We start from the raw sequence: 20407 nt of genomic DNA, 5'->3' as shown, positions 1-20407 counted from the left end.
CTTCTAAAAGATAGTTTCAATTCCTTATAGTTAAGATAAAAACACTATCTATATCATTGTGTACCTCATCGAGACATAGTTTCAATTCCTTATAGTTAAGATAAAAACAACAGCAAACACAGAAAGTAGCCTTCTAAAAGATAGTTTCAATTCCTTATAGTTAAGATAAAAACACTATCTATATCATTGTGTACCTCATCGAGACATAGTTTCAATTCCTTATAGTTAAGATAAAAACCTGCAAATCAATCTTCCCTGACTTGTATTCATGACGTAGTTTCAATTCCTTATAGTTAAGATAAAAACGCATTCCAACTAAGTGACACAAAACCATCACCGCCAGGTTTCAATTCCTTATAGTTAAGATAAAAACAAGATCCATCTTTCGAGCATTTGAATGTTGAAACTTGTTTCAATTCCTTATAGTTAAGATAAAAACTCGTTCCAGAATCAATGTTATACACCGGGTAGTGCGGTTTCAATTCCTTATAGTTAAGATAAAAACGGTTGGCATTACTGTAGAAATTCGTAGCTTTCACAGTTTCAATTCCTTATAGTTAAGATAAAAACGCTTACTTATTTGTATGAAAAGTATGAGGAAGTTGGTTTCAATTCCTTATAGTTAAGATAAAAACGACGATGAAGGAAATAAAACGGTTGTAGGTGCTATTGCGTTTCAATTCCTTATAGTTAAGATAAAAACCGGTTGACGGACGCTTATCGCAAAGACCCGGAAAGGTTTCAATTCCTTATAGTTAAGATAAAAACCTCAAAACATATTGATAAATCAACCATTGGAAATAAAATGTAACTACATTATAAGCCATTTTGAAAATTCTATCAATACAGGAGAAAGCTTTATTTCTCTAAGTTTTGATCCTTAATAAGAAAATGTCGTCGATCCCCCGGGATTAGTTCGCTATTGAGGATCGACGACAAGGAAAGAAACCTATTCCACGATTTCAAACATACCGAATCCTTGTGAGTTTTTAGCTCCGATGCCAACGTCATACATAAATTTCAAATAAGACAGTGGAGCTTGAATTTCGTATGTTCCATTCCACGCATTGATGCGAAACTCTTTAAACGTTGTAACAACCTTATCTTTTTCCGCTACTTTTATCGGCTTAATGGTTACTCTCTCCGTTGGCTGCTCTTGAAAATAGGCTTGAAATTTATTAAAAAAATTTTTCTCTATCATATCAGAAAAAACAAGATCAAACGGTGAGAAAAAATGCGTTCGCTTTTCGCCGTATCGGTTTTCGTAAGTGCTATAGACAGTAAGCGGTGATAGCATACGAATTTGATAGGCATGTTTTTCCGCGATTTCTAATGGTTTTACCACTGTCTCCTCGATATGAATCGACTGTCCGTTTAATATAAATTGTTCTTTCAATAAGTAGTTTCGCGCTAAATCAACAATAAGTGAATCTAACATAGAAGAAACATACCATGTTATTTGGTCAAAAAACTCGATTTTTTTCTCATAACGATGAATGCGATATGTTCCATACAAACGGCTAAATGTAAACATTTTAAACCGCCGCTTTTCTTTCGTATATCCAACGTTATGCAAAAAATGCGCCAGCTCAAAATCTTGAATCGAACGGTATAAAAATCCTTGAAGCACCTCTTCATAATTGATCGGCAAAATAAGCGTACCATTTTTCGGTCTGAATCGAATTGTAAGCCTCATATATTCCCCCTACAAAATGTTGTCTTCTCCACCTTTGCGTAGCCCCATCTCTTCCCGCTTCGAATATTTTTGCGTGCGAAACGTATAAAACACTACAGAATCTACATCCGGATCCATAATATTCGCTAGCTCCGTTTTCAACTTTACATAGTTTGCTTCAGAAATCTCTCCTTCGAACACTGAATTTTGCACCCAGTATAAATATTTTCTTGCGATCTTTAAGGCTTTCGCGACACGTTTTTTCTCAAAATCATAGACTAGTATAACAAACATCGAGACACCTACCATAGCGAGCGATATGGTTCATATTCTTTCTCTCCGAGAAGATGCTTTTGAATTTTATAAAGTTCGAGACGAATGAGACGGCGGTATGAGACGGATTTACCAAGATGCCGGTGGTTTACTGTTGTTTTCATACGCTTGTCCAATTCCCCGATAAATTTTTTCCGCCCTTCTTCTGATAACAAAATCCCTTCCATATGTTTGTCAAAATCATTTTTCGTAATCATCTTTTTATTTATAAGAGTAAAAATGAGACGATCGACCATAATTGGTTTAAATATTTCCGCAACGTCCAAGTTCAACGAAAAACGCCGAAAATTCGTCGCGTGCAAAAACCCAATGCGCGGGTCTAGATAGGTTTTGTAGATTTCACTTAACACCATCGTATAGCAAATCTGATTCCCAAAACTAATCATCGCATTTAAACGATTGAGCGGTGGCCGCTTCGAACGCTTTTCGAATAAAAAGTCTGGGTTATGGTTTAAAATGTCATCAAACATGCTGTAATATTTCTCACGTACATGTCCTTCTGTTGACATCATTTCCTCGACGCTCGTCCATTGTTCTAGTTTCGCTCGGCTTGATTGAAAATCTCGAATCATTTCCTTAAATTTATCGCTGTTGGCTTGTGTACGGTTTTGATAATATTTCAAAACCTGTATCATTTGTCCGATCGAACCGTCGATGAATTTTCTCGCTAAAGTAAGACGTTTTTCCGGATTTAAATACGCTTCTGCCTGTTTTAAAATGACGTGACCGGCGTTTAAATGCTCGCGCGGATAAAACGTTCCCGTGTAATAGCCGTAATGATTAAAATAGTGGATACAAATATGTTTTTGCGCCATAAGCTCTAAAAACTTCTTTGTGACATTTACTTCGCCGAAAATGTAAATATCATTGACATCTTCAACAGGCAGTACCCGTTTTCGCTCGGCTGTCTCAAAACAAATGCTGTTGTCTTGACGAATCAGCTCACCACTTTGAAAAATATAGAGCGTCTTTTTCATCATTATTCCTCCGCAAAGCAATATTCACGATAGGCGCAGCTTCGGCAAAGCCCAATTTTCTTTGGCTCTGGCGGAACAGGCAAGCGAGCGATGCGGCGGATGTCAGCAATCGCCTCTTCCAATACTCGTTTTCCTTCTTCTGTCCATTCCACTTTCGTTACTTTCCTTTCTTTTGGAAATAAAAGCTCCCCTTTTGCCTCAATGCCCATTTTTCGCAATGTGTCAAGGTAATACAATAATTGATAATAGGCGCTTTTTTCATATGTTGACGATTTCTTCACTTCACCAACAACAAGCGTATCCCCTTCGCGGCGAATTCGGTCCACTTTAATATTGCCGATAAGCAGTTCTTTTTTCTGGCGCTGATAACTCGTTTCGGAAATAAAGCGGCCAATTTCTAGATTATCATCCTCTTGATCAGCGGCGATTTGATGCGTAATCAGCCAAACCTCACGTTTGCAAATAAAGTAATACCAAATATGCGTGCCATTCACATCCATTACATAATCCATGCATCCACCATCTCACTTGTGCGAATAAGTCCATATTCGCTGTTGTAATATTGGTTTAATATATCGTTGGATAAATGAATCATTCTCGTTTTTTCATACAAATCCCTATCCAAATTTTTTACAAGCTTAATTGGAGCGGAAATGACATATTGGCGCATGTCCTTTTTCAAGCGCAAATAGTTTTCGAACCGTACTTCTAAATCTTTCGCCTCAATGACTTTTTCTATATATTGCTGCCAAACGTCCATCGCTTGATCATCTACTTCGACAAATACATCCACCGCTTGGTGCGCGTCTTCAATTAGCCGAAATTCAGATACATATTCCGGCTCGCTTTTACTTCCCTGCTTATCTTTTGCGTCAAATTTTAGCTCTTCGATCGCTTCTATAATTCCATCAGAAGCAGTAAACGCCTTATTACCCCGCACATCAGTAAAATATTGGGCAATGATATCAAAAAATTGATGCTCGGAAACCGCTGTTTTCGGTAGTACTTTTTTTGCAATATTTGTATGAACAGCCCCATATACATATTGTGACTCTAACTTTCCATCTCTCTCAATCGGCGTAATATATACCTTACCAAATTCATGTAATGTTCCGTTGCGATTGCAGCGCCCCGCCGCTTGGACAATGGAATCAATTGGTCCTAAGTCGCGATACACCACGTCAAAATCAACATCGACTCCTGCTTCGACAACTTGCGTAGAAATAACAACGACCTTGTTCTTTTCTCTTAAAAGCTGTTTGATTTGTTCAATGCGTCGTTTCCGCTCACGAGGCACAATATTCGTAGAAAGGTAGATTACGTCATAACCGCGTTCTTTTAACCATTCTTTTATCCCTTCATAAATTTCAATCGATGTTTTAATCGTGTTCAAAATCGTCAAATAGTTTTTTCCATCTTCAAAGCGGCTCTGAAACAGTTCCATCCATTCTGCGGGACTGTATGCGCCTTTATCCCCTCCTAGCCAATGAAGCTCGACCCGTTCCATTTCTTTAAAAAAGTCAATTGGCTTCACCATTTCTGATTCCAAAAGCTCAACCCTTTCATCTTCTGGGAAAATAAGCGGCTGCGTCGCTGTTAACAACAAAATTTTGCAGGAAAACAATTCTGCCATTTTGTACAGCACGGAACGCAACAAAGGCCAATACTCGATCGGCACGTTTTGAATTTCGTCGAGAATGATAATGCTTCCAGCAATTTGATGGAATTTTTTTAACGCGCGATTTTCATAGCCAATCAGTGTATGAAACAATTGCACAAACGTCGTAACAATGAGCTCTGCCTCCCAGCTTTCCGTCAGCAACAATGCTTTTCGCAGAGGCAATTCTTCGTTTTCCGTTTTGTATTGAAAGGTAGATAAGTGATGATGCTTCACTAAATACCGTTGTTCGTTTGCATGAAAATCAGCCAACTGGCTTAACAAATCACGGATTACTTTTTCATTTTGGTCGATGACACTTGTAAACGGCAAAGCGTAAATAATTTTGGGTGAATAACCATCCTGTCTTTCTGTTTGCTCGCGCCATTTTAAAGCAACGGAAAGCGACAATAATGTTTTTCCCGCTCCAGTTGGTGCCGTTAACGTGAACAATCGTTGCTCTGGTTTTGTTTTTGAAATAGAGTCGATTCGTTCCATGACAATATTGTACATCCGGTTACGCCAACCGTTCGTTCCTTCTGTCACTCCCACATCAAAATTCGCTTGACGATACTGGTCGACAAGATGTGCTGGAATGTGAAAGCGCGGCTTCCTCTCAATATTTGCCGCTGATAATTTGTCAGCATCGATAAGCAATGAATACAGTAACAGCGCATAATAATAAAGTTCTTTTGTCTGTTCTTGTTTTCTTCGTTTACTTATCAAGTAATATTGACGGTAAACCTCATCGAATGCTTTTTCATAGTCTTGAAGGAAGTTGTGCAGTTCTTCAGAAAGAGACAACGGAATAGAAAGTTCGCTCCATAAAGAAGATAAATCGTCAATAATGTTAGAAGCGTGTTTTTTAATATCATCAATTTGACGTTTTAGTGTAATGACTCGATAATGAAGCGAATCTTGAACCGTATTTTCAACAATATGGCGCGACTTTGTGACATCTAAAGAAATGTCACGCAAATTTCCATGATGGTGCATAACAACGAAATAGCCTAATAATGGAGCAAACTCAGACCACGAAGCATTTAAGTTCATCGCATGGCGCAAAAGATGGGCAGCAAACACGGCGGAAATAAACGAATGGTGATGCAAATCTCCGCTCACTTCACCTGTTTGCAAATAATCCTGAAAGTGCGGTAAATATTTACCGAAATCATGTGTTACCGCAACAATTTTGCTAATATATTCGAGTACATCCCGATTTTCTTCAGACAATGGTACTTGTTTCAGCATATCTAGCGAATATTTGTATACTTCCTCTAAATGCACAGTCAATTTTTTCTCTGGATTATTATGAGACAAATACATATGCTTCACCCCTTGAAAAACAAAGCAGCGGTGAAACCATCGCTGCCCTGCTTTTACATAAATAAAACGTTTTCTTTTTCTTCTCCATAAGCAACGGTTATGTAAGGAACATCCGGAATAGCAACTAATTTTCGAGATTGTTCAAATAAGTAATAATCGGTTTCGTAAATCATCCGCTCACTCGTAAACTGACGTGTCATGAATTCCTTTAAAAAGCGAGTTTCACTTGAAAATTGAATAGACCGCTCGCGCAAATCAGGAATTCGCACAACAGAATGAATAGGCACCACATCATTGCTTTCCAGTAGCGTTCCTTCTGCTTCAGCAACCCAGTTCAACTGCCCGAGTAGTTCAGAAAGCCCTAAATACGGCGGATAAACGTACCGGCTCGATTGTATTCGCTGTCTCACGCTTTCATAAACAGAGCGGTCGGAGTGGGAAAAATAAATGCGATACCGCAAATTGGCTTCTTCTCCCCCGGGAAGCACAAATTCAAACGGAATTTGCGTATGTCCTCCGCTATTGTTTAAATGGGCTTTTGATTTTACAAACATATAGTTTACCGTTTGCATCACTTTGCGAATCGGCGTGCGCACAGATATCGCAATTTGGCATTGATTCGGTGAAAATACTTCATAATAACTGTCGCGCTCCATTCCTAAAATACCAGCGAGCATTCCAACAATCGTCGTTCTCGGGGGAAAAGCATATGACAAGGAAGAGGAGTTCGTATCGATTTTCCGGAAATGCCCCATCTTCCCGATAAGGTCAAAAATAAGCATCTTCATAAACGTCACCCTTTTTACAATACAGAAACAAGTTTATCCGCCAACTCAGATGGAAGAAGATCTGTCAACAAGCCTTTTTGTCCGTCATAATTCAGCATTAAGTTAGAATCTTGCCAGTAATGAATACGGGCAATTTCACCATTTACTTCCAGAAGTTTATTCACAAGTTCATCAACATGCAATCTTACTTCGGAAATGCTGCGCAGTCCTTCTGTTTCTTCTAAACGCACTAAATCTCGCAAATCGCCGGCAATGAATTCAGGAGAGTGATATTCGACACGCATATACAAACGCGGATATTGCCCGACTTTGCTTCTTGTCGCGCTTAATGGAATCGCTTTAACAACAGCTTGGTCAAATAAACGGACATCCTCTTCCGTCAATCTCGTATGTGCGGCGCGGTGACCGCTTATAATGCCATGAAACGCTAAAAATGAATAATACACGCGATAATCTTTTCCTATGTTACCACCGTCGTTTTTATCATCTGAACCAAAATGTGACGTAATGCTTGCCGACTCAACAAGCGTTACTTTATTTAACGAATATCCCCAGTTAAACTGAATCGGACCGGTAAACGTCATGGAGCTTCCTTTATCCTCCGATTTAATCGGCATCGTCGCACCGAACATACGGACATCAATAAATTGATCAAGCATCCAGTTTTGTTCCTCTTTTGATAGTTTATTAATGTTCACTTTGCCGTCATACTTTTGGTCAAACAATCGTTTAATCCGCTCTGTGGCATTCACCGTTTCTCCATCGACTTTACCGACAAAAATCTCATTACCGATTTGTTCTAAGTAGTCACGAATATATCGCTTTAGACGCACATCGCTTACTAAGTTTAACGAACGTTCGTAATCCATGCGCGGACGATTCTCTTCGTCAATATCACCGTTTGGATTTGTTAACTTCGCATCGTAAAGGAATAAAATATCACTATTGTTCATGGTTATTCCTCCTATCTTTTCATTTTTATTCTTCATTTTCAACTTTCGAATCGTCTTTTTTCACGCTGCCTAAAATCCGCTTTGTACCATATGCGTAGCCAGATAACAAATAAAAAACGCTTTCACGGTCGGATAAATTCCATTTTTCCTGCAATGCTGAATCAAAAAGACGCTTATGTTCCGCATAAACAGCTTCATTTTGTAAGGAAGCAATTTTAAGTTGTCTCAGCTTTTCAAATACTTCACTTGAAAGCATCATCAGTTTTTGCTTGTTCATACCATGATAATTAATCTTTGATAAAATCGGTTTGTTGGCCGTTTTACCACTACGGGCTTGTCCGATTGCTTCTGCTCGTTCATTTGCTTTTCCGACTTGTGCAGAACCAATCCTTGCGATTAAATAGCCAAGCAAAAATAGAGAGCTTTGCGCGACATTATAATTCATGGTTTCCATATACTCTACCATCTCAGTATCAGGCAAATCGTATGTAACCTTTGTCATCTCCCTTTCCTCCTTAATTAAGTTAAGGTTTTGCAACAGTTTCAAGAACAATTGCGCTCGCACCATCGCGTCTACTAAGTTAAAATCATTGTATTCTTTTTTATCGCTATATTGATAAACACTGTAACTCGCGTACATGTGAACCTTCGCAAGCTGCACAAATTGCGCGATCAGCCATTGATAGGAAAGCGGTTTATTTGTTAATAACGACTCGTATACTTGCAAAATTTTGCGTTTTTCAAAATTTTCTCCGCGTTGAATACGCATTGGAATTAAATAATAGATCGGTTCCAAACCAAGATTGAATTTTTCGTTGCCAAAAAAGCGTTGTCCTATTTCCCCTGCTTTTCGCATCTCATAACCTAGTCGGCGCAAATGAGTGAGCGGGACATCTGATAACAGCTTGTTCACTTTTAATGCTGACTGCGCTTTTGTATAAAACAGAAAATGCAACGAAATATGGTTGTCCATTTGATCGCCGAATTCTTTGTAGTCTTCTATGTCTCGATGCAAAGCTTCCGCTGTTTCAACAGTTTTGACAGTTCGAACAAACTGGTTAATACGTTTGCTAATATCTTGAAGCGGAGCATCTTCAAATGGAACATCATATAAAAAGTCTGGGATGATATAACAAGGGAGACCGCTGAAACGAGTATTGAAGTTGCGGAGAATGTACGCTTCCCCCGCCATGATTGCTTGATAGGCGTCTTTGCTGATGGATAAGTTTTTAACGAATGATTTTTTCTCAAGGTTGCTCGCAAAGCTGATTTTATCATTGATATAATAATTGAACTTCAATTTTGTCGTTTCTCCGGTAACAAAGGCTTCTTTGTTCGTAAGGGCGCATACTCCCTTTTTCGCCTCTTCAAATGCACTTAGTTTCTCTGCGATAACAAGCCGTTCATATTCTGGCTGCGAAACTACGAGCTGTCCGTTAATGGCGAGGGAATACAAGAGGACATCTTTGATGCTAACATTGGCTTCTTTTTCAATAAAAGCTTGAAACTGCTTCGCTGCTTCCTTAACCGCTTTTTTCGCCTCTTTTTCCGTCAATTCGCCGCCAACATATGCTGGATTAAAAACATAGCGGTATCGTTCATCTGATTTTTTGGCCGCGCCAAGATCTAGGAAAAAGACATTTTGCGCTTCCTTTAGGAGAGAATAGTAAGAATCTTCTTGATTCCAACGCTCAAGGAGATTGGTAATTGTTTGACTTAGCAAATATTCGACATTGCTCACCGTTCCAAACCATTGTGGGCTCGCTGCTCCATCCGCTGTACCAATCCATAACAATTCTAAATGGGTCGATTCGCTTATTTCTTTTGGCGTTATTTTGACTTTTTTATCTTTAATAGAAAAGTCGACAATGATTACATATTTAGTTGAATCATATGATCTTGCAATGGGCAGCGTTATTGCTTGAATAACAGCTGGTTTTTCTTCGATTAAATACTTATTTCCAAGGGTGTAAATCGTTTTTATCACCGTCTGCACCTCCTTTAAAGAGAAATATAAATTTTTACAATCCATTTAAATTCTACCAATACTATCTTTTATTTCAATATTTTTTGTATAATTTAACATTTTGTTCAAAAATACAAATAATTTCCTAAACTGGCTTAATGTCTTCTAAATATCCAATCATCCTTTTTTATTTCTTCATGTAAGTAAATTTTTTCGATATTTTCCTTACACCATTTCCCTCTTCTATAATTGATATAGTCGACATATTAACAATTGTTCTTTCAAACATTTTTACACCTCCTCATTTTTTATATAATTACATTCTCAATTAAATTTTATTTATTCAGAAAATTAATGTCAAGAATTTTTTGTTATTTATGAAAATAAGATATCTCTGAAACGATTTGGAATCAATAGAGATATGTTTCACCCAAAAAAGACTGAATATTCAGTCTTTTTGTGAGAAGAGAAAATTTCCTTATTCCTTTATGATTAAAATATTCTTCAAACATACATACGTTGAAGGGCCTTCTGTGCTTCGACAAATCCTCTTAACTTTCACCTTACCTATTTCTCAAATCTTGGATGGTCAAATACTACTTGATCGTTCACCCCATGGTATTGGTCGTGTACATCACACTCTGAATACTGCTTATATGAATCATAAATTTGGTCTAGCCAAATGCTTGACACAAAAATTTTTATACATCATCTTTGCTATGAAAATTATATTTAGTCCTAAGTAGGTAAGATAATAATTACATTATCAATGTTTCAATGCTTTAATAAGCTAAGATATGGAAAATGATAACTATAATTTGTATTATATATTAAATGAAATATTTAAACAAGCCAGTTGCAAATTATTAAAAATACAATATGATGCACATAAAAAGTAGGATTGGGATACAAAAAATGGTACCTGTTATTACCGAACATTCATGTATTCTCTAACCTTTTATTTTCTTATTTGAAACAGCCATGTACTAAAAGTAGTTTCTATAAACGCAGATAAGGCACGGCTTTATGAATCTTTCCTCGTTCTATTTCGTTTATTGATCGGTGTTATCAAGTTTTTTATGCTTTCTACCACTTCAACATTTCCTAACACAAAAGAAATAGACATATCTAATTCTTTTTAAATCTTATTTTATTCTTCAAATTGCAGAGAATATCGAATTTATCGTACGAGGCGGGAAATTTACTTACAACAGCAACACTTTAACCTAATAAAGCAACAACTTGATTTAGCTTTTCCAAAGCATGAGGAGGCATTTTCAGTGTCGAAGTTGGGTCTCCTGTTCCTCCGTAAATAAACGGATAACGAAAAAGTTCCTTATCTACTATACAAGGCAAAGAATGTCCTATTAAAGGAACGCTACCAACAGTGTATCCCGTTATCTTCTGGACTTCTTTTGGGGTTGCCATTTTTAATTGATTACATCCCAGAATTTCTGACACTTCTTCTAAATTAACACGCCCACGCCCTCCTGAAACAATTATCGCAAAATATCCTTTTTCTGACTTAAGAACCAATGTAGGTGCCGTCTGACCTATTTCAATTCCAAAATAATCCGCACCTTCCTGCGCTGTACGGATTGGACTTTCGTGATGAATGATTTCAAATTGAACTTCATTTTCTTGCAAAATGCTTTTTAAATTATCCATAAGTGGGTGTCACCCTTTCAGAGTTTCCTCGAAATAAATTTTACCGCAACCGACTGTCCAATATCCTACTTCAATGTACTAATCCAATTCCCCTTTGTAATACAAAAAACAAGTATAATATGCAAGCATATATTGTTTCAATCCTCATAGTTAAGATAAAAACGAAAGCACTTGCCAAATCACCGCGCGACGAACAACCAAATTTCAATTCCTTATAGTTAAGATAAAAACCCCAAAAAATGTTGATAAATCATAGTTTGGAAATAAAGTACACCTACATTATAATCTGTTTTGAAAATTCTATCAATATAGAAGAAAACCTTATTTCTCTAAGTGTTGACCCCGATGAAGAACTGTCGTCGATCCCCCGAGATTTTTGCACGATTGAGGGGCGACGACAAAAACGCGCTCGTACGTATCTTGTTTCAGCCATTGTTTGATCGCGACACAGACTTAAGAACATAAGCAAGCCTATTGCGATTTTATATGTAATCGATAAGAATGAAGGGATATAACGAAACGTTTTCGAAAATATGGATGATCCGTACAGCAACGCTTCGATGTCTTGTGCATAACATTCGCCATTTGACAATATAAGTCTAAATCTTGTTACAGGTCATCTTCCGTATCATTGCGAAACTCCTCATTCTGTTTCAAAAACGCATAATATGAAGAAACAGCATCGTTGCATCCGTATCGTTTTACTTATATCATACAAAAAAGTAATCTAAATATCGATCGTTCACTGACACTCGAGATCGTACGGTTCCTTTCGTCATTTCCCTGTTAGCACCAGCTTATTTATTAAATGAAAAAGACTTTTATAATGCGAATAAAGGGGAGCTTTCATTTCATCCCTTTTCGGCTGAATTGGGAGGATTCTAGAGGATCTGGGAGCATTCATTAATATTTGAAAGGATAATCCAAATGCTCCTGTCAAATCCCCAAATATCTATGAATATCGATTCATACCAAATTTGTAAACTGATTCCATCTAAGGTTATAATGTTTTTGTGACACTTTCAAATTTCCGCAAGTAGCCACATTTCTGCACCAAACTCCTTTTAATAACTGTGCCCGTAAAATTGGATATATCCACCAGCGATAATACCACTCGATAACTTCATTTCTGAAAAACAATGAATGTACTATAAAATTGGTGATCAGAAGCTTCTTATATCCCTAGGTTCCTGCATGGAGTCTTAACTTTGATGATTTAAGGAGGAAAACAATTGAAGAACATTTTTTCATTATTTCTATCAGCTTTTTTACTTTTCTCACTAACAGCCTGTCATTCTGGCGATAAGGTGGAAAAAGGGAAAATTGTCGTTACCGGAAAGAAATTCACCGAACAAGTGATTCTCACACACATTTTAGCAGAATATTTAAAAGCAAATACGGACTTAGACGTAGAAGTAAAGGATAGTTTAGGAGGCGCCTTTATGTTACATGAGGCGATCAAAAAAGGAGATGTTGATTTGTATGCTGAATATACTGGTACAGGGTATTTGAACATACTGAAAAATCAATACGATCCGGATCAGACCCCGGATGAAATCTACGAAGCAACGAAAAACGGATATAAAGAAAAATTTAATATTACATGGCTCAAACCGTTAGGGTTTAATAACACCTATACGCTCGCTTTGCGAAAAGATCTGGCCGATCAACTTGGAGTGAAAACATACTCAGACTTAGCGAAAAAATCGAACCACTTAGTGTTCGGCTCTGACGCTGAGTTCTTCGAACGAAGTGATGGATTCGATGCATTAGTGGATACGTATCATTTCCATTTCAAAAAAACGACGAATATTGATCCTGACCTGCAGTACGAAGCGGCAAAGAACGGCGATATTGACGTCATTACTGCGTATTCGACGGACGCAAGAATTAAACAGTTTGGATTAACGGTATTAAAGGATGACAAAAACTTCTTCCCACCATACTACGCAGCTCCGATTATTCGTCAAGAAGTGTTGGATGCCAATCCTGGATTAGAAGATACGTTAAATAAATTATCAGGCGTTTTATCGGACGAAAAAATGATGGAACTAAATGCACAAGTGAGCATCGAAGGGAAAAATCCAAAACAAGTAGCCATTGATTTCCTTAAATCAGAAGGATTAATCGATTAAGAGAACCGTTTCAGCTGTGTGCTTCTGAATACACAGCTGTTTTTCCAATGACATGAAGAAGAAACGAGGGAATATGAACATGATTCGATTTGAAAATGTGCAAAAACAATACGATGATGGTTTTGTTGCGTTGAAAAATATTAATCTTGAAATCAAAAACGGGGAATTAGTAACGTTAATCGGACCGAGTGGATGCGGGAAAACAACAACAATGCGAATGATTAACCGCCTCACAGAACCAACATCAGGAAAGATTTATATTGATGGGCAAGATATTTCGAGGGTAGACCCTGTCGAACTCCGACGCAACATCGGTTATGTCATTCAACAAATAGGATTGTTCCCACACATGACTATCGAGCAAAATATTGCTCTTGTTCCAAAGTTAAAAAAATGGGAACCAGCTTCCTATTTAAAACGAGTCGATGAGTTGCTGGACCTCGTTGGCTTAGATCCTCCGACATTTAAACACCGCTATCCATCGGAATTGAGCGGAGGACAACAGCAACGAGTCGGCGTCATTCGAGCACTAGCAGCGGAGCCGGACATTATTTTAATGGATGAACCGTTCAGCGCCCTTGACCCAATCAGCCGCGAACAGTTACAAGACGATATTGTGAGACTTCAGGAAGAAATTCAAAAGACAATTGTGTTCGTTACACATGATATGGATGAAGCGATTAAAATCGCCAATCGGATCGCAATTATGAAAGATGGGGAAATAATTCAATTTGATACGCCTGATAAAATTTTACGCCGTCCAGCCAATGACTTTGTACGCGGTTTTATCGGAGAAAACCGACTCAAGCAAGATCACACGCTTGTTCCGACTGCGGAAGATTTAATGTTTTCTTCGGTAGTCACATCGTCTCCGAAACGAGGATTAGCGGAAGCGTTTCGCTTAATGAAAGAAAAGAAAGTAGATAGTTTAATGATTACAAACAAAAACCGAACCTTTCTTGGTGTCGTGACATTAAAAGAATTAGAGAAACACTACAAAAATGAAGAGTTGTTATTGGTCGATATTGTTGATTTCAATGTGACGACACTAACAAAGGACGCTGATGTCACAAGTGTAGCTGAGATTTTTCAAAATAAAGATGTCAGCGCCATCCCAGTACTAGACGATAACAAATTAGTTGGAGTCATTACACGATCTAGTATGATGCGGGGATTGGCAGAATGGAATTTTAACAAACAGTGAAGGAAGGATCAAAAATGGAATTGCTGAACACCTTTATCGAGCGGAAAAATGATATCTGGATTGCTTTTCAAGAACATGTGCTATTGTCGGGGATTGCGATGGCGATTGCCATCATCATTGCTGTTCCATTAGGCATTGCATTAACCAGAAATAAAAAGCTCGCTGAACCGATTATCGGGATTACCGCAATTGTCCAAACGATTCCAAGTCTTGCGTTGTTAGGATTTATGTTGCCGATTTTTGGAATTGGAAAACCTCCTGCTATTATTGCGCTTACCTTATACGCGCTGCTTCCTATTTTGAGAAATACGTACACAGGCATCCTCGGGGTAGACCCTGCCCTTGTGGAAGCGGGAAAAGGAATGGGAATGACTTCTCGGCAAATTTTATGGATGGTGGAGCTCCCTCTTTCTTTACCGATTATTATGGCAGGAGTTCGGACAGCTACGGTATTAACTATCGGTGTTGCCGCGCTGGCTACCTTCATTGGAGCCGGCGGCTTAGGCGACTTGATTGATAGAGGGTTGCGTGTAGCGGATAAAAACTTAATTTTAGCTGGAGCGATCCCAGCTGCGATTTTAGCCATTTTATTCGATCTCGCATTGCGTAAAGTAGAAGAAAAAGTGACACCGAAAGGGTTAAAGCCTTAATGTTGTAATCATAAGGAAGGATGTTGTGTTCCTTCTTTTTTGTTTTTCGAATCTGAAATCAAAATCGATTTTTAAGAAATCCAGAACGATCAATGATATGAATGCGATCATCGTTATGAATCCTCACAGATAGCTTTGTTGCGAAATTCACTTTCACTTCGCTTTATATCTATACTTCTTCATCATTGATAAGAAAAGTACAAGGCAGCCACCTACCGGTAACAAGACTGGAAACTCACACTGCGAGTCTGTCGACACCGTCATGTGGAATCGAAGCGATCTCGAGCCACTGGCACCTGAAGCTAGACAAATTCAAAAGGTTATACTAAAAAACTATGCTGACTGCTTGTAAAGCAGCCAGCATAGTTTTTATCGTTTCTCAATTTCTTCTCTTAATAACTTATTCACAAGCGGCGGGTTCGCTTGTCCTTTTGTTGCCTTCATAATTTGACCGACTAAGAAGCCAATCGCGCGGTCTTTTCCGTTTTTGAAGTCTTCGATGGATTGTGGGTTCGCATCAAGCACCTCAAGAACGATTTTACGCAATGTAGCTTCGTCAGAGATTTGGACAAGACCTTTTTCTTTGACGATTTGTTCTGGGTCTCCGCCTTTTTCGACAAGCTCTTTAAACACTTTCTTCGCAATTTTAGAAGAAATCGTACCGTTTTGAATGAGCTTAATCATTCCCGCTAAACTTTCCGGTGTTAGAGCGATATCATGAAGCTCTTTTTGCTCAGCATTCAAATATCCGGATACTTCGACCATGAGCCAGTTAGACGCCAGTTTCGGATCAGCCCCGTTTGCCACTGTCGCTTCAAAGAAATCAGCCATCTCTTTTGTCAATGTTAAGACTTTAGCGTCATACTCCGGCAAGCCGAGTTCCTCAATGTAACGTTTTTTCCGCTGATCTGGAAGCTCTGGAATTGTCGCACGAACACGTTCTTTCCACTCTTCGTCAATGTAAAGAGCAACAAGGTCTGGTTCAGGGAAGTAGCGATAGTCTTCTGAACCTTCTTTTACGCGCATCAAAATGGTTGTTTTTGTTGCTTCGTCAAAGCGGCGCGTTTCTTGTTGGATGACTCCGCCGGAAAGAAGGACTTTCTCTTGGCGTTTCGCTTCATATTCAAGACCGGCACGGACGAAGTTGAATGAGTTTAAGTTTTTCAATTCTGTTTTTGTCCCGAACTTATCAGAACCGATTGGACGAAGAGAAATGTTCGCATCGCAGCGAAGCGAACCTTCTTCCATTTTACAATCGGATACGCCGGTATATTGAATAATAGATTTTAGTTTTTCCAAATATGCATACGCTTCTTCCGGTGAGCGAATATCCGGTTCAGAAACAATCTCAATGAGTGGCGTACCTTGACGGTTGAAGTCGACTAATGAATAACCGTCGCCTGTATGCGTTAATTTTCCAGCATCTTCTTCAAGATGAATGCGCGTAATGCCGATTTTTTTCTTTTTGCCGTTCACTTCGATTTCAATCCAGCCGTTTTTACCGATTGGCTGGTCATATTGCGAAATTTGATATGCCTTCGGGTTGTCCGGATAAAAATAGTTTTTCCGGTCGAATTTTGTATATGTAGCGATTTCGCAGTTTAATGCCATCGCCGCTTTCATCGCAAATTCCACCGCTTGTTTGTTTAACACAGGGAGAACCCCTGGGTAGCCTAAATCAATGACGTTCGTTTGTGTGTTTGGGGGTGCTCCGAAGTCGGTTGGACTGCTTGAGAAAATTTTTGACTTTGTTTTCAATTCGACGTGGACTTCAAGTCCGATGACCATTTCAAAGTTCATCCTTCTTACCCCCTTACAATGCTGGTTTTTGTTTATGATAGTCGGTTGCTTGCTCAAACGCATGAGCAACGCGATAAATCGTGCTTTCGTCAAAATGTTTTCCAATGATTTGTAATCCTACCGGCAAACCATCAACGAATCCGCATGGAATTGAAATACCTGGAACACCGGCAAGGTTGACCGGAATCGTTAAAATATCATTTGCATACATCGTTAACGGATCGCTTGTTTTTTCACCGATTTTGAATGCCGGGGTTGGCGTCGTTGGTCCGATGATGACATCGTATTTTTCAAACACTTTTTCAAAGTCTTGTTTAATTAATGTCCGCACTTTTTGCGCTTTTTTGTAGTAAGCGTCGTAGTAACCGGAGCTTAACGCGAAAGTTCCAAGCATAATACGGCGTTTTACTTCGTTACCGAAACCTTCGCTGCGCGTTTGTTTGTACATATCAATTAAGTTTTTCGCATTGTCCGTACGATAACCGTAGCGAACACCATCAAAGCGCGCAAGGTTCGCGGATGCTTCCGAAGATGCTAATAAATAGTAAGTGGCAAGGGCATACTTCGAATGTGGGAGCGATACTTCTTCCCATGTTGCGCCAAGCCCTTCTAATACTTTTAATGCATCCAATACAGATTGACGAACTTCTTCAGATACTCCTTCGCCTAAATATTCTTTTGGCACGGCAATTTTTAAGCCTTTAATGTCACCTGTTAACGCGGATACATAATCAGGAACATCGACGTTCGCAGATGTAGAATCCATTGGGTCAAGACCTGCGATTACTTGTAAAAGGTACGCGTTATCTTCAACTGTGCGCGTAATCGGTCCGATTTGGTCGAGTGAAGACGCAAACGCGACAAGCCCAAAACGAGACACGCGTCCGTATGTCGGTTTTAAGCCGACAACACCGCAAAATGCCGCTGGTTGGCGAATAGAGCCACCCGTGTCAGAACCTAAGGCAAACGGAACTTCTCCTGCTGCGACCGCTGCCGCAGAACCACCGCTGGAACCGCCCGGTACGCGTTCAAGATCCCAAGGGTTACGAGTCAATTGAAAACCGGAGTTTTCTGTAGAAGAACCCATCGCAAACTCGTCCATGTTTAGTTTTCCAACGGTAATCGCATCCGCTTCATGCAAACGCTGCATGACCGTTGCGTCGTAAATCGGGTCAAAGTTGTAGAGAATTTTACTTGCACACGTCGTGCGAAGTCCTTTTGTAACAATGTTGTCTTTAATGCCGATCGGCATGCCAAAAAGCAAGCCAAATTCGTTTTCTGTAGCTAGTTTTTCATCTAGTTTTTTCGCTTTAGCCCGCGCATTTTCTTCATCTAATGTTAAAAACGCTTGTACTTTGTCTTCTACTTCCGCAATGCGTTTAAATGATTCATCGACTAAATCAGAAACAGAAATTTCTTTTTTATGTAACATATGATGGAGTTCCGATATTTTATGGTCAAACAATGACATTTGCTTCCCCTCCTTACTCTAAAATCGCCGGTACACGGAACTGCCCGTCTTGATGATCTGGTGCGTTTTTCAATGCTTCCTCACGAGGAATTCCCGGTGTCGGCACATCTTCGCGCATGACGTTTTTCATATCAAGCACGTGTGATGTTGGCGGAACGTTTTCTGTGTCTAATTCGTTTAATTGCTCGGCAAATGTAATAATCGCGTCTAATTGCTTTGTAAACATTTCCGCTTCTTCATCAGTAATCGCTAAACGCGCCAAATGCGCTACATGCTTGACTTGTTCAATCGAAATTCTTGACATCCTTTTCACCTCCGAGAGTTTCGACCTTTCACAATATAATAGATGATACCAAACTTTCGACCATTGAAGCAACATTGACAATGGGATTTGTTGAAAGCCAGCAGGTGTTCAAATTCGTTATGCCAGCCTTTCCAGCGGGAAATCTACAAACACACTCGGATTATGTTAAACTTTTATAACTGCTCTAAAGAACTATTTTTCATTTTTACTTCCGACAAAATAATATGGGAAACGGTCTCGGCATAATTGATTACTTCGTTAATAAATTCTTCTAATTCATGTAACGCTGCCAGACGCAGTTTTACCATATAACAAGCCCTTCCCGCGATGCGATAACAAAAAACGGCGCGCGAATCGCGCTCTATAAACTTTTTAAACCGTTCATACTCTCCGTTTTTAAGGGTGACCTCTACTAAGCATTCAATCCCTAATCCTAATTTTTTATAGTTAATATCCAGCGTATATCCTTCGATAATTCCTTCGCTTTCTAGTTTCCTGACTCGTTCCGCCACAGAGGGGGCTGAGAGATTTACCTTTTTCGCCAATTCTCTCATAGATAATCTTGAATCTTTCAATAACTCTAGTAAAATACGTCGGTCAATCTCATCTATTTTCATTTGAATCCTCCATTCAAAAATTATGTTTCATTTGTAAATGATATTATCATAAATAAATTTCATAAGAAATGGAGTTGAGCGATCTTATTTAATAAAATGAAAATAATCAACTGAAAGGAGGATTGAGCATGCCGCGTATTGTACTTCCAGAACGCGAAGGAACGAACTTTGAAAAAGCATTATCAAAAGCCCCAGCATTAAAATCGCTTTATGACAAGCTTTATCACTTTTTATGGAATGACCGTCTATTGCCCAAAGAGATTAAAGAAAAAATCCGGTTGTATTTAGCCCATATCAACGGTTGTATGACTTGTATGAGCCTTTCATATATTGAAAATGAAGAGTTGAACACACAAATTGCCGAAGCCTTTCGAAACAATGACTTCTCACATTTTTCAGCGCTTGAGCAACAGCTATTTTTGTTCATTGAACGATATCGAGTATCACCACGGTCCATTACCGATCAAGATGTCGAAGAATTACGACATCATTTCACCGATGAACAGCTCATCCACTTATTAGGTCTCATTAATCTATTTGACAGCTTTCATAAAATAATCGTCAGTTTAGATTTGTACGACTTTTGTTCACGAGGCTAATGTTCATTCCAAAGACCCCCTCTCTCCTATGGAAAAGAGGGGTGTTCCATATTTAGTCACATCTGAAGAATGTCGATCGTTAAAATTACTAGCTTTTCAGTCTGTAACAGACGTATGGAAAGTAAAGCAATATTTCACAGGAACTCTAACTTTTGATCGTTATTTTTATTTGATCAATGCCCCTCACTATTCATCTTTTCCCTTGCGTGCAAAAGAACGGGACGAACAACCAAACTCGCACGCAGTCCCATCCATATATGAAGTCTTCGTTGTAGAAACAGCAG

At 38.8% G+C, this 20407-nt stretch carries 17 protein-coding genes and 1 CRISPR repeat array (1 of these 18 running past the window's edge); of the genes, 4 read left to right on the top strand and 13 right to left on the bottom strand.

What is annotated here, in order from left to right; translation table 11 throughout:
• Positions 1-768: direct repeats of the CRISPR family, unit length 30 nt; unit sequence GTTTCAATTCCTTATAGTTAAGATAAAAAC (it extends 780 nt beyond the left edge of the window).
• A 181-nt stretch (positions 769-949) separates the two neighbouring features.
• From cas6 to ISX45_RS17555, 9 genes are all read right to left on the bottom strand, one after another.
• Positions 950-1696: a CRISPR-associated endoribonuclease Cas6 gene (cas6, locus tag ISX45_RS17595; protein ID WP_194519523.1), complete on the bottom strand. Its 747-nt coding sequence runs from the start codon at positions 1694-1696 to the stop codon at positions 950-952.
• Positions 1697-1705: 9 nt separating this feature from the next.
• Positions 1706-1969, bottom strand: a complete 264-nt coding sequence (gene cas2 / locus ISX45_RS17590; protein WP_062677354.1) for a CRISPR-associated endonuclease Cas2 — start codon at positions 1967-1969, stop codon at positions 1706-1708.
• 8 nt (positions 1970-1977) lie between these two features.
• A complete protein-coding gene (gene cas1b / locus ISX45_RS17585; RefSeq protein ID WP_194520744.1) occupies positions 1978-2985 on the bottom strand; it encodes a type I-B CRISPR-associated endonuclease Cas1b in 1008 nt (335 codons plus the stop codon).
• A gap of 2 nt (positions 2986-2987) precedes the next feature.
• Entirely contained in the window at positions 2988-3497 is a 510-nt protein-coding gene (cas4, locus tag ISX45_RS17580; RefSeq protein WP_194519522.1) for a CRISPR-associated protein Cas4, read from the bottom strand.
• Positions 3485-5968: a CRISPR-associated helicase Cas3' gene (gene cas3 / locus ISX45_RS17575; protein WP_194519521.1), complete on the bottom strand. Its 2484-nt coding sequence runs from the start codon at positions 5966-5968 to the stop codon at positions 3485-3487. Before cas3 ends, cas4 begins: the two co-directional genes overlap by 13 nt.
• Positions 5969-6021: 53 nt before the next feature.
• Positions 6022-6756 (bottom strand): type I-B CRISPR-associated protein Cas5b, encoded by a 735-nt coding sequence (cas5b, locus tag ISX45_RS17570; protein WP_194519520.1) that lies wholly within the window; start codon positions 6754-6756, stop codon positions 6022-6024.
• Positions 6757-6770: 14 nt separating this feature from the next.
• A complete protein-coding gene (gene cas7b / locus ISX45_RS17565; RefSeq protein ID WP_194519519.1) occupies positions 6771-7709 on the bottom strand; it encodes a type I-B CRISPR-associated protein Cas7/Csh2 in 939 nt (312 codons plus the stop codon).
• A gap of 25 nt (positions 7710-7734) precedes the next feature.
• Complete coding sequence (locus ISX45_RS17560; protein ID WP_194519518.1) at positions 7735-9696, bottom strand: TIGR02556 family CRISPR-associated protein; 1962 nt, start codon at positions 9694-9696, stop codon at positions 7735-7737.
• Between the two features lie 1200 nt (positions 9697-10896).
• Entirely contained in the window at positions 10897-11343 is a 447-nt protein-coding gene (locus ISX45_RS17555; protein WP_194519517.1) for an aminoacyl-tRNA deacylase, read from the bottom strand.
• Positions 11344-12575: 1232 nt separating this feature from the next.
• On the opposite strand from ISX45_RS17555, the gene ISX45_RS17550 reads away from it, so the two are divergent.
• The 3 genes from ISX45_RS17550 to ISX45_RS17540 all read left to right on the top strand — a co-directional run bounded on the left by ISX45_RS17550 (position 12576) and on the right by ISX45_RS17540 (position 15332).
• The gene (locus ISX45_RS17550; protein ID WP_194519516.1) at positions 12576-13478 is read left to right on the top strand and encodes a glycine betaine ABC transporter substrate-binding protein; all 903 of its coding nucleotides are present in this window, start codon (positions 12576-12578) and stop codon (positions 13476-13478) included.
• A 79-nt stretch (positions 13479-13557) separates the two neighbouring features.
• Positions 13558-14682 (top strand): ABC transporter ATP-binding protein, encoded by a 1125-nt coding sequence (locus tag ISX45_RS17545; protein WP_181557475.1) that lies wholly within the window; start codon positions 13558-13560, stop codon positions 14680-14682.
• 14 nt (positions 14683-14696) lie between these two features.
• Positions 14697-15332: an ABC transporter permease gene (locus ISX45_RS17540; protein ID WP_181557474.1), complete on the top strand. Its 636-nt coding sequence runs from the start codon at positions 14697-14699 to the stop codon at positions 15330-15332.
• Positions 15333-15701: 369 nt separating this feature from the next.
• Here the strand turns inward: ISX45_RS17540 and gatB are convergent, their stop codons facing one another.
• From gatB to ISX45_RS17520, 4 genes are all read right to left on the bottom strand, one after another.
• The gene (gatB, locus tag ISX45_RS17535) at positions 15702-17132 is read right to left on the bottom strand and encodes an Asp-tRNA(Asn)/Glu-tRNA(Gln) amidotransferase subunit GatB (protein WP_181557473.1); all 1431 of its coding nucleotides are present in this window, start codon (positions 17130-17132) and stop codon (positions 15702-15704) included.
• A 13-nt stretch (positions 17133-17145) separates the two neighbouring features.
• Positions 17146-18603 (bottom strand): Asp-tRNA(Asn)/Glu-tRNA(Gln) amidotransferase subunit GatA, encoded by a 1458-nt coding sequence (gene gatA / locus ISX45_RS17530; protein ID WP_181557472.1) that lies wholly within the window; start codon positions 18601-18603, stop codon positions 17146-17148.
• A 13-nt stretch (positions 18604-18616) separates the two neighbouring features.
• Positions 18617-18907 (bottom strand): Asp-tRNA(Asn)/Glu-tRNA(Gln) amidotransferase subunit GatC, encoded by a 291-nt coding sequence (gatC, locus tag ISX45_RS17525; protein ID WP_181557471.1) that lies wholly within the window; start codon positions 18905-18907, stop codon positions 18617-18619.
• A gap of 173 nt (positions 18908-19080) precedes the next feature.
• Positions 19081-19524: an Lrp/AsnC family transcriptional regulator gene (locus tag ISX45_RS17520; protein ID WP_181557470.1), complete on the bottom strand. Its 444-nt coding sequence runs from the start codon at positions 19522-19524 to the stop codon at positions 19081-19083.
• 128 nt (positions 19525-19652) lie between these two features.
• On the opposite strand from ISX45_RS17520, the gene ISX45_RS17515 reads away from it, so the two are divergent.
• The gene (locus ISX45_RS17515) at positions 19653-20123 is read left to right on the top strand and encodes a carboxymuconolactone decarboxylase family protein (protein WP_181557469.1); all 471 of its coding nucleotides are present in this window, start codon (positions 19653-19655) and stop codon (positions 20121-20123) included.
• The last annotated feature ends 284 nt before the right edge of the window (positions 20124-20407 follow it).

Origin of the sequence: Thermaerobacillus caldiproteolyticus (genome assembly GCF_015326725.1) — a bacterium.
GTDB lineage: Bacteria > Bacillota > Bacilli > Bacillales > Anoxybacillaceae > Thermaerobacillus > Thermaerobacillus caldiproteolyticus.
The sequence above is the reverse complement of the archived record's forward strand: the minus strand, read 5'-3'. Positions and strand labels throughout refer to the sequence as shown.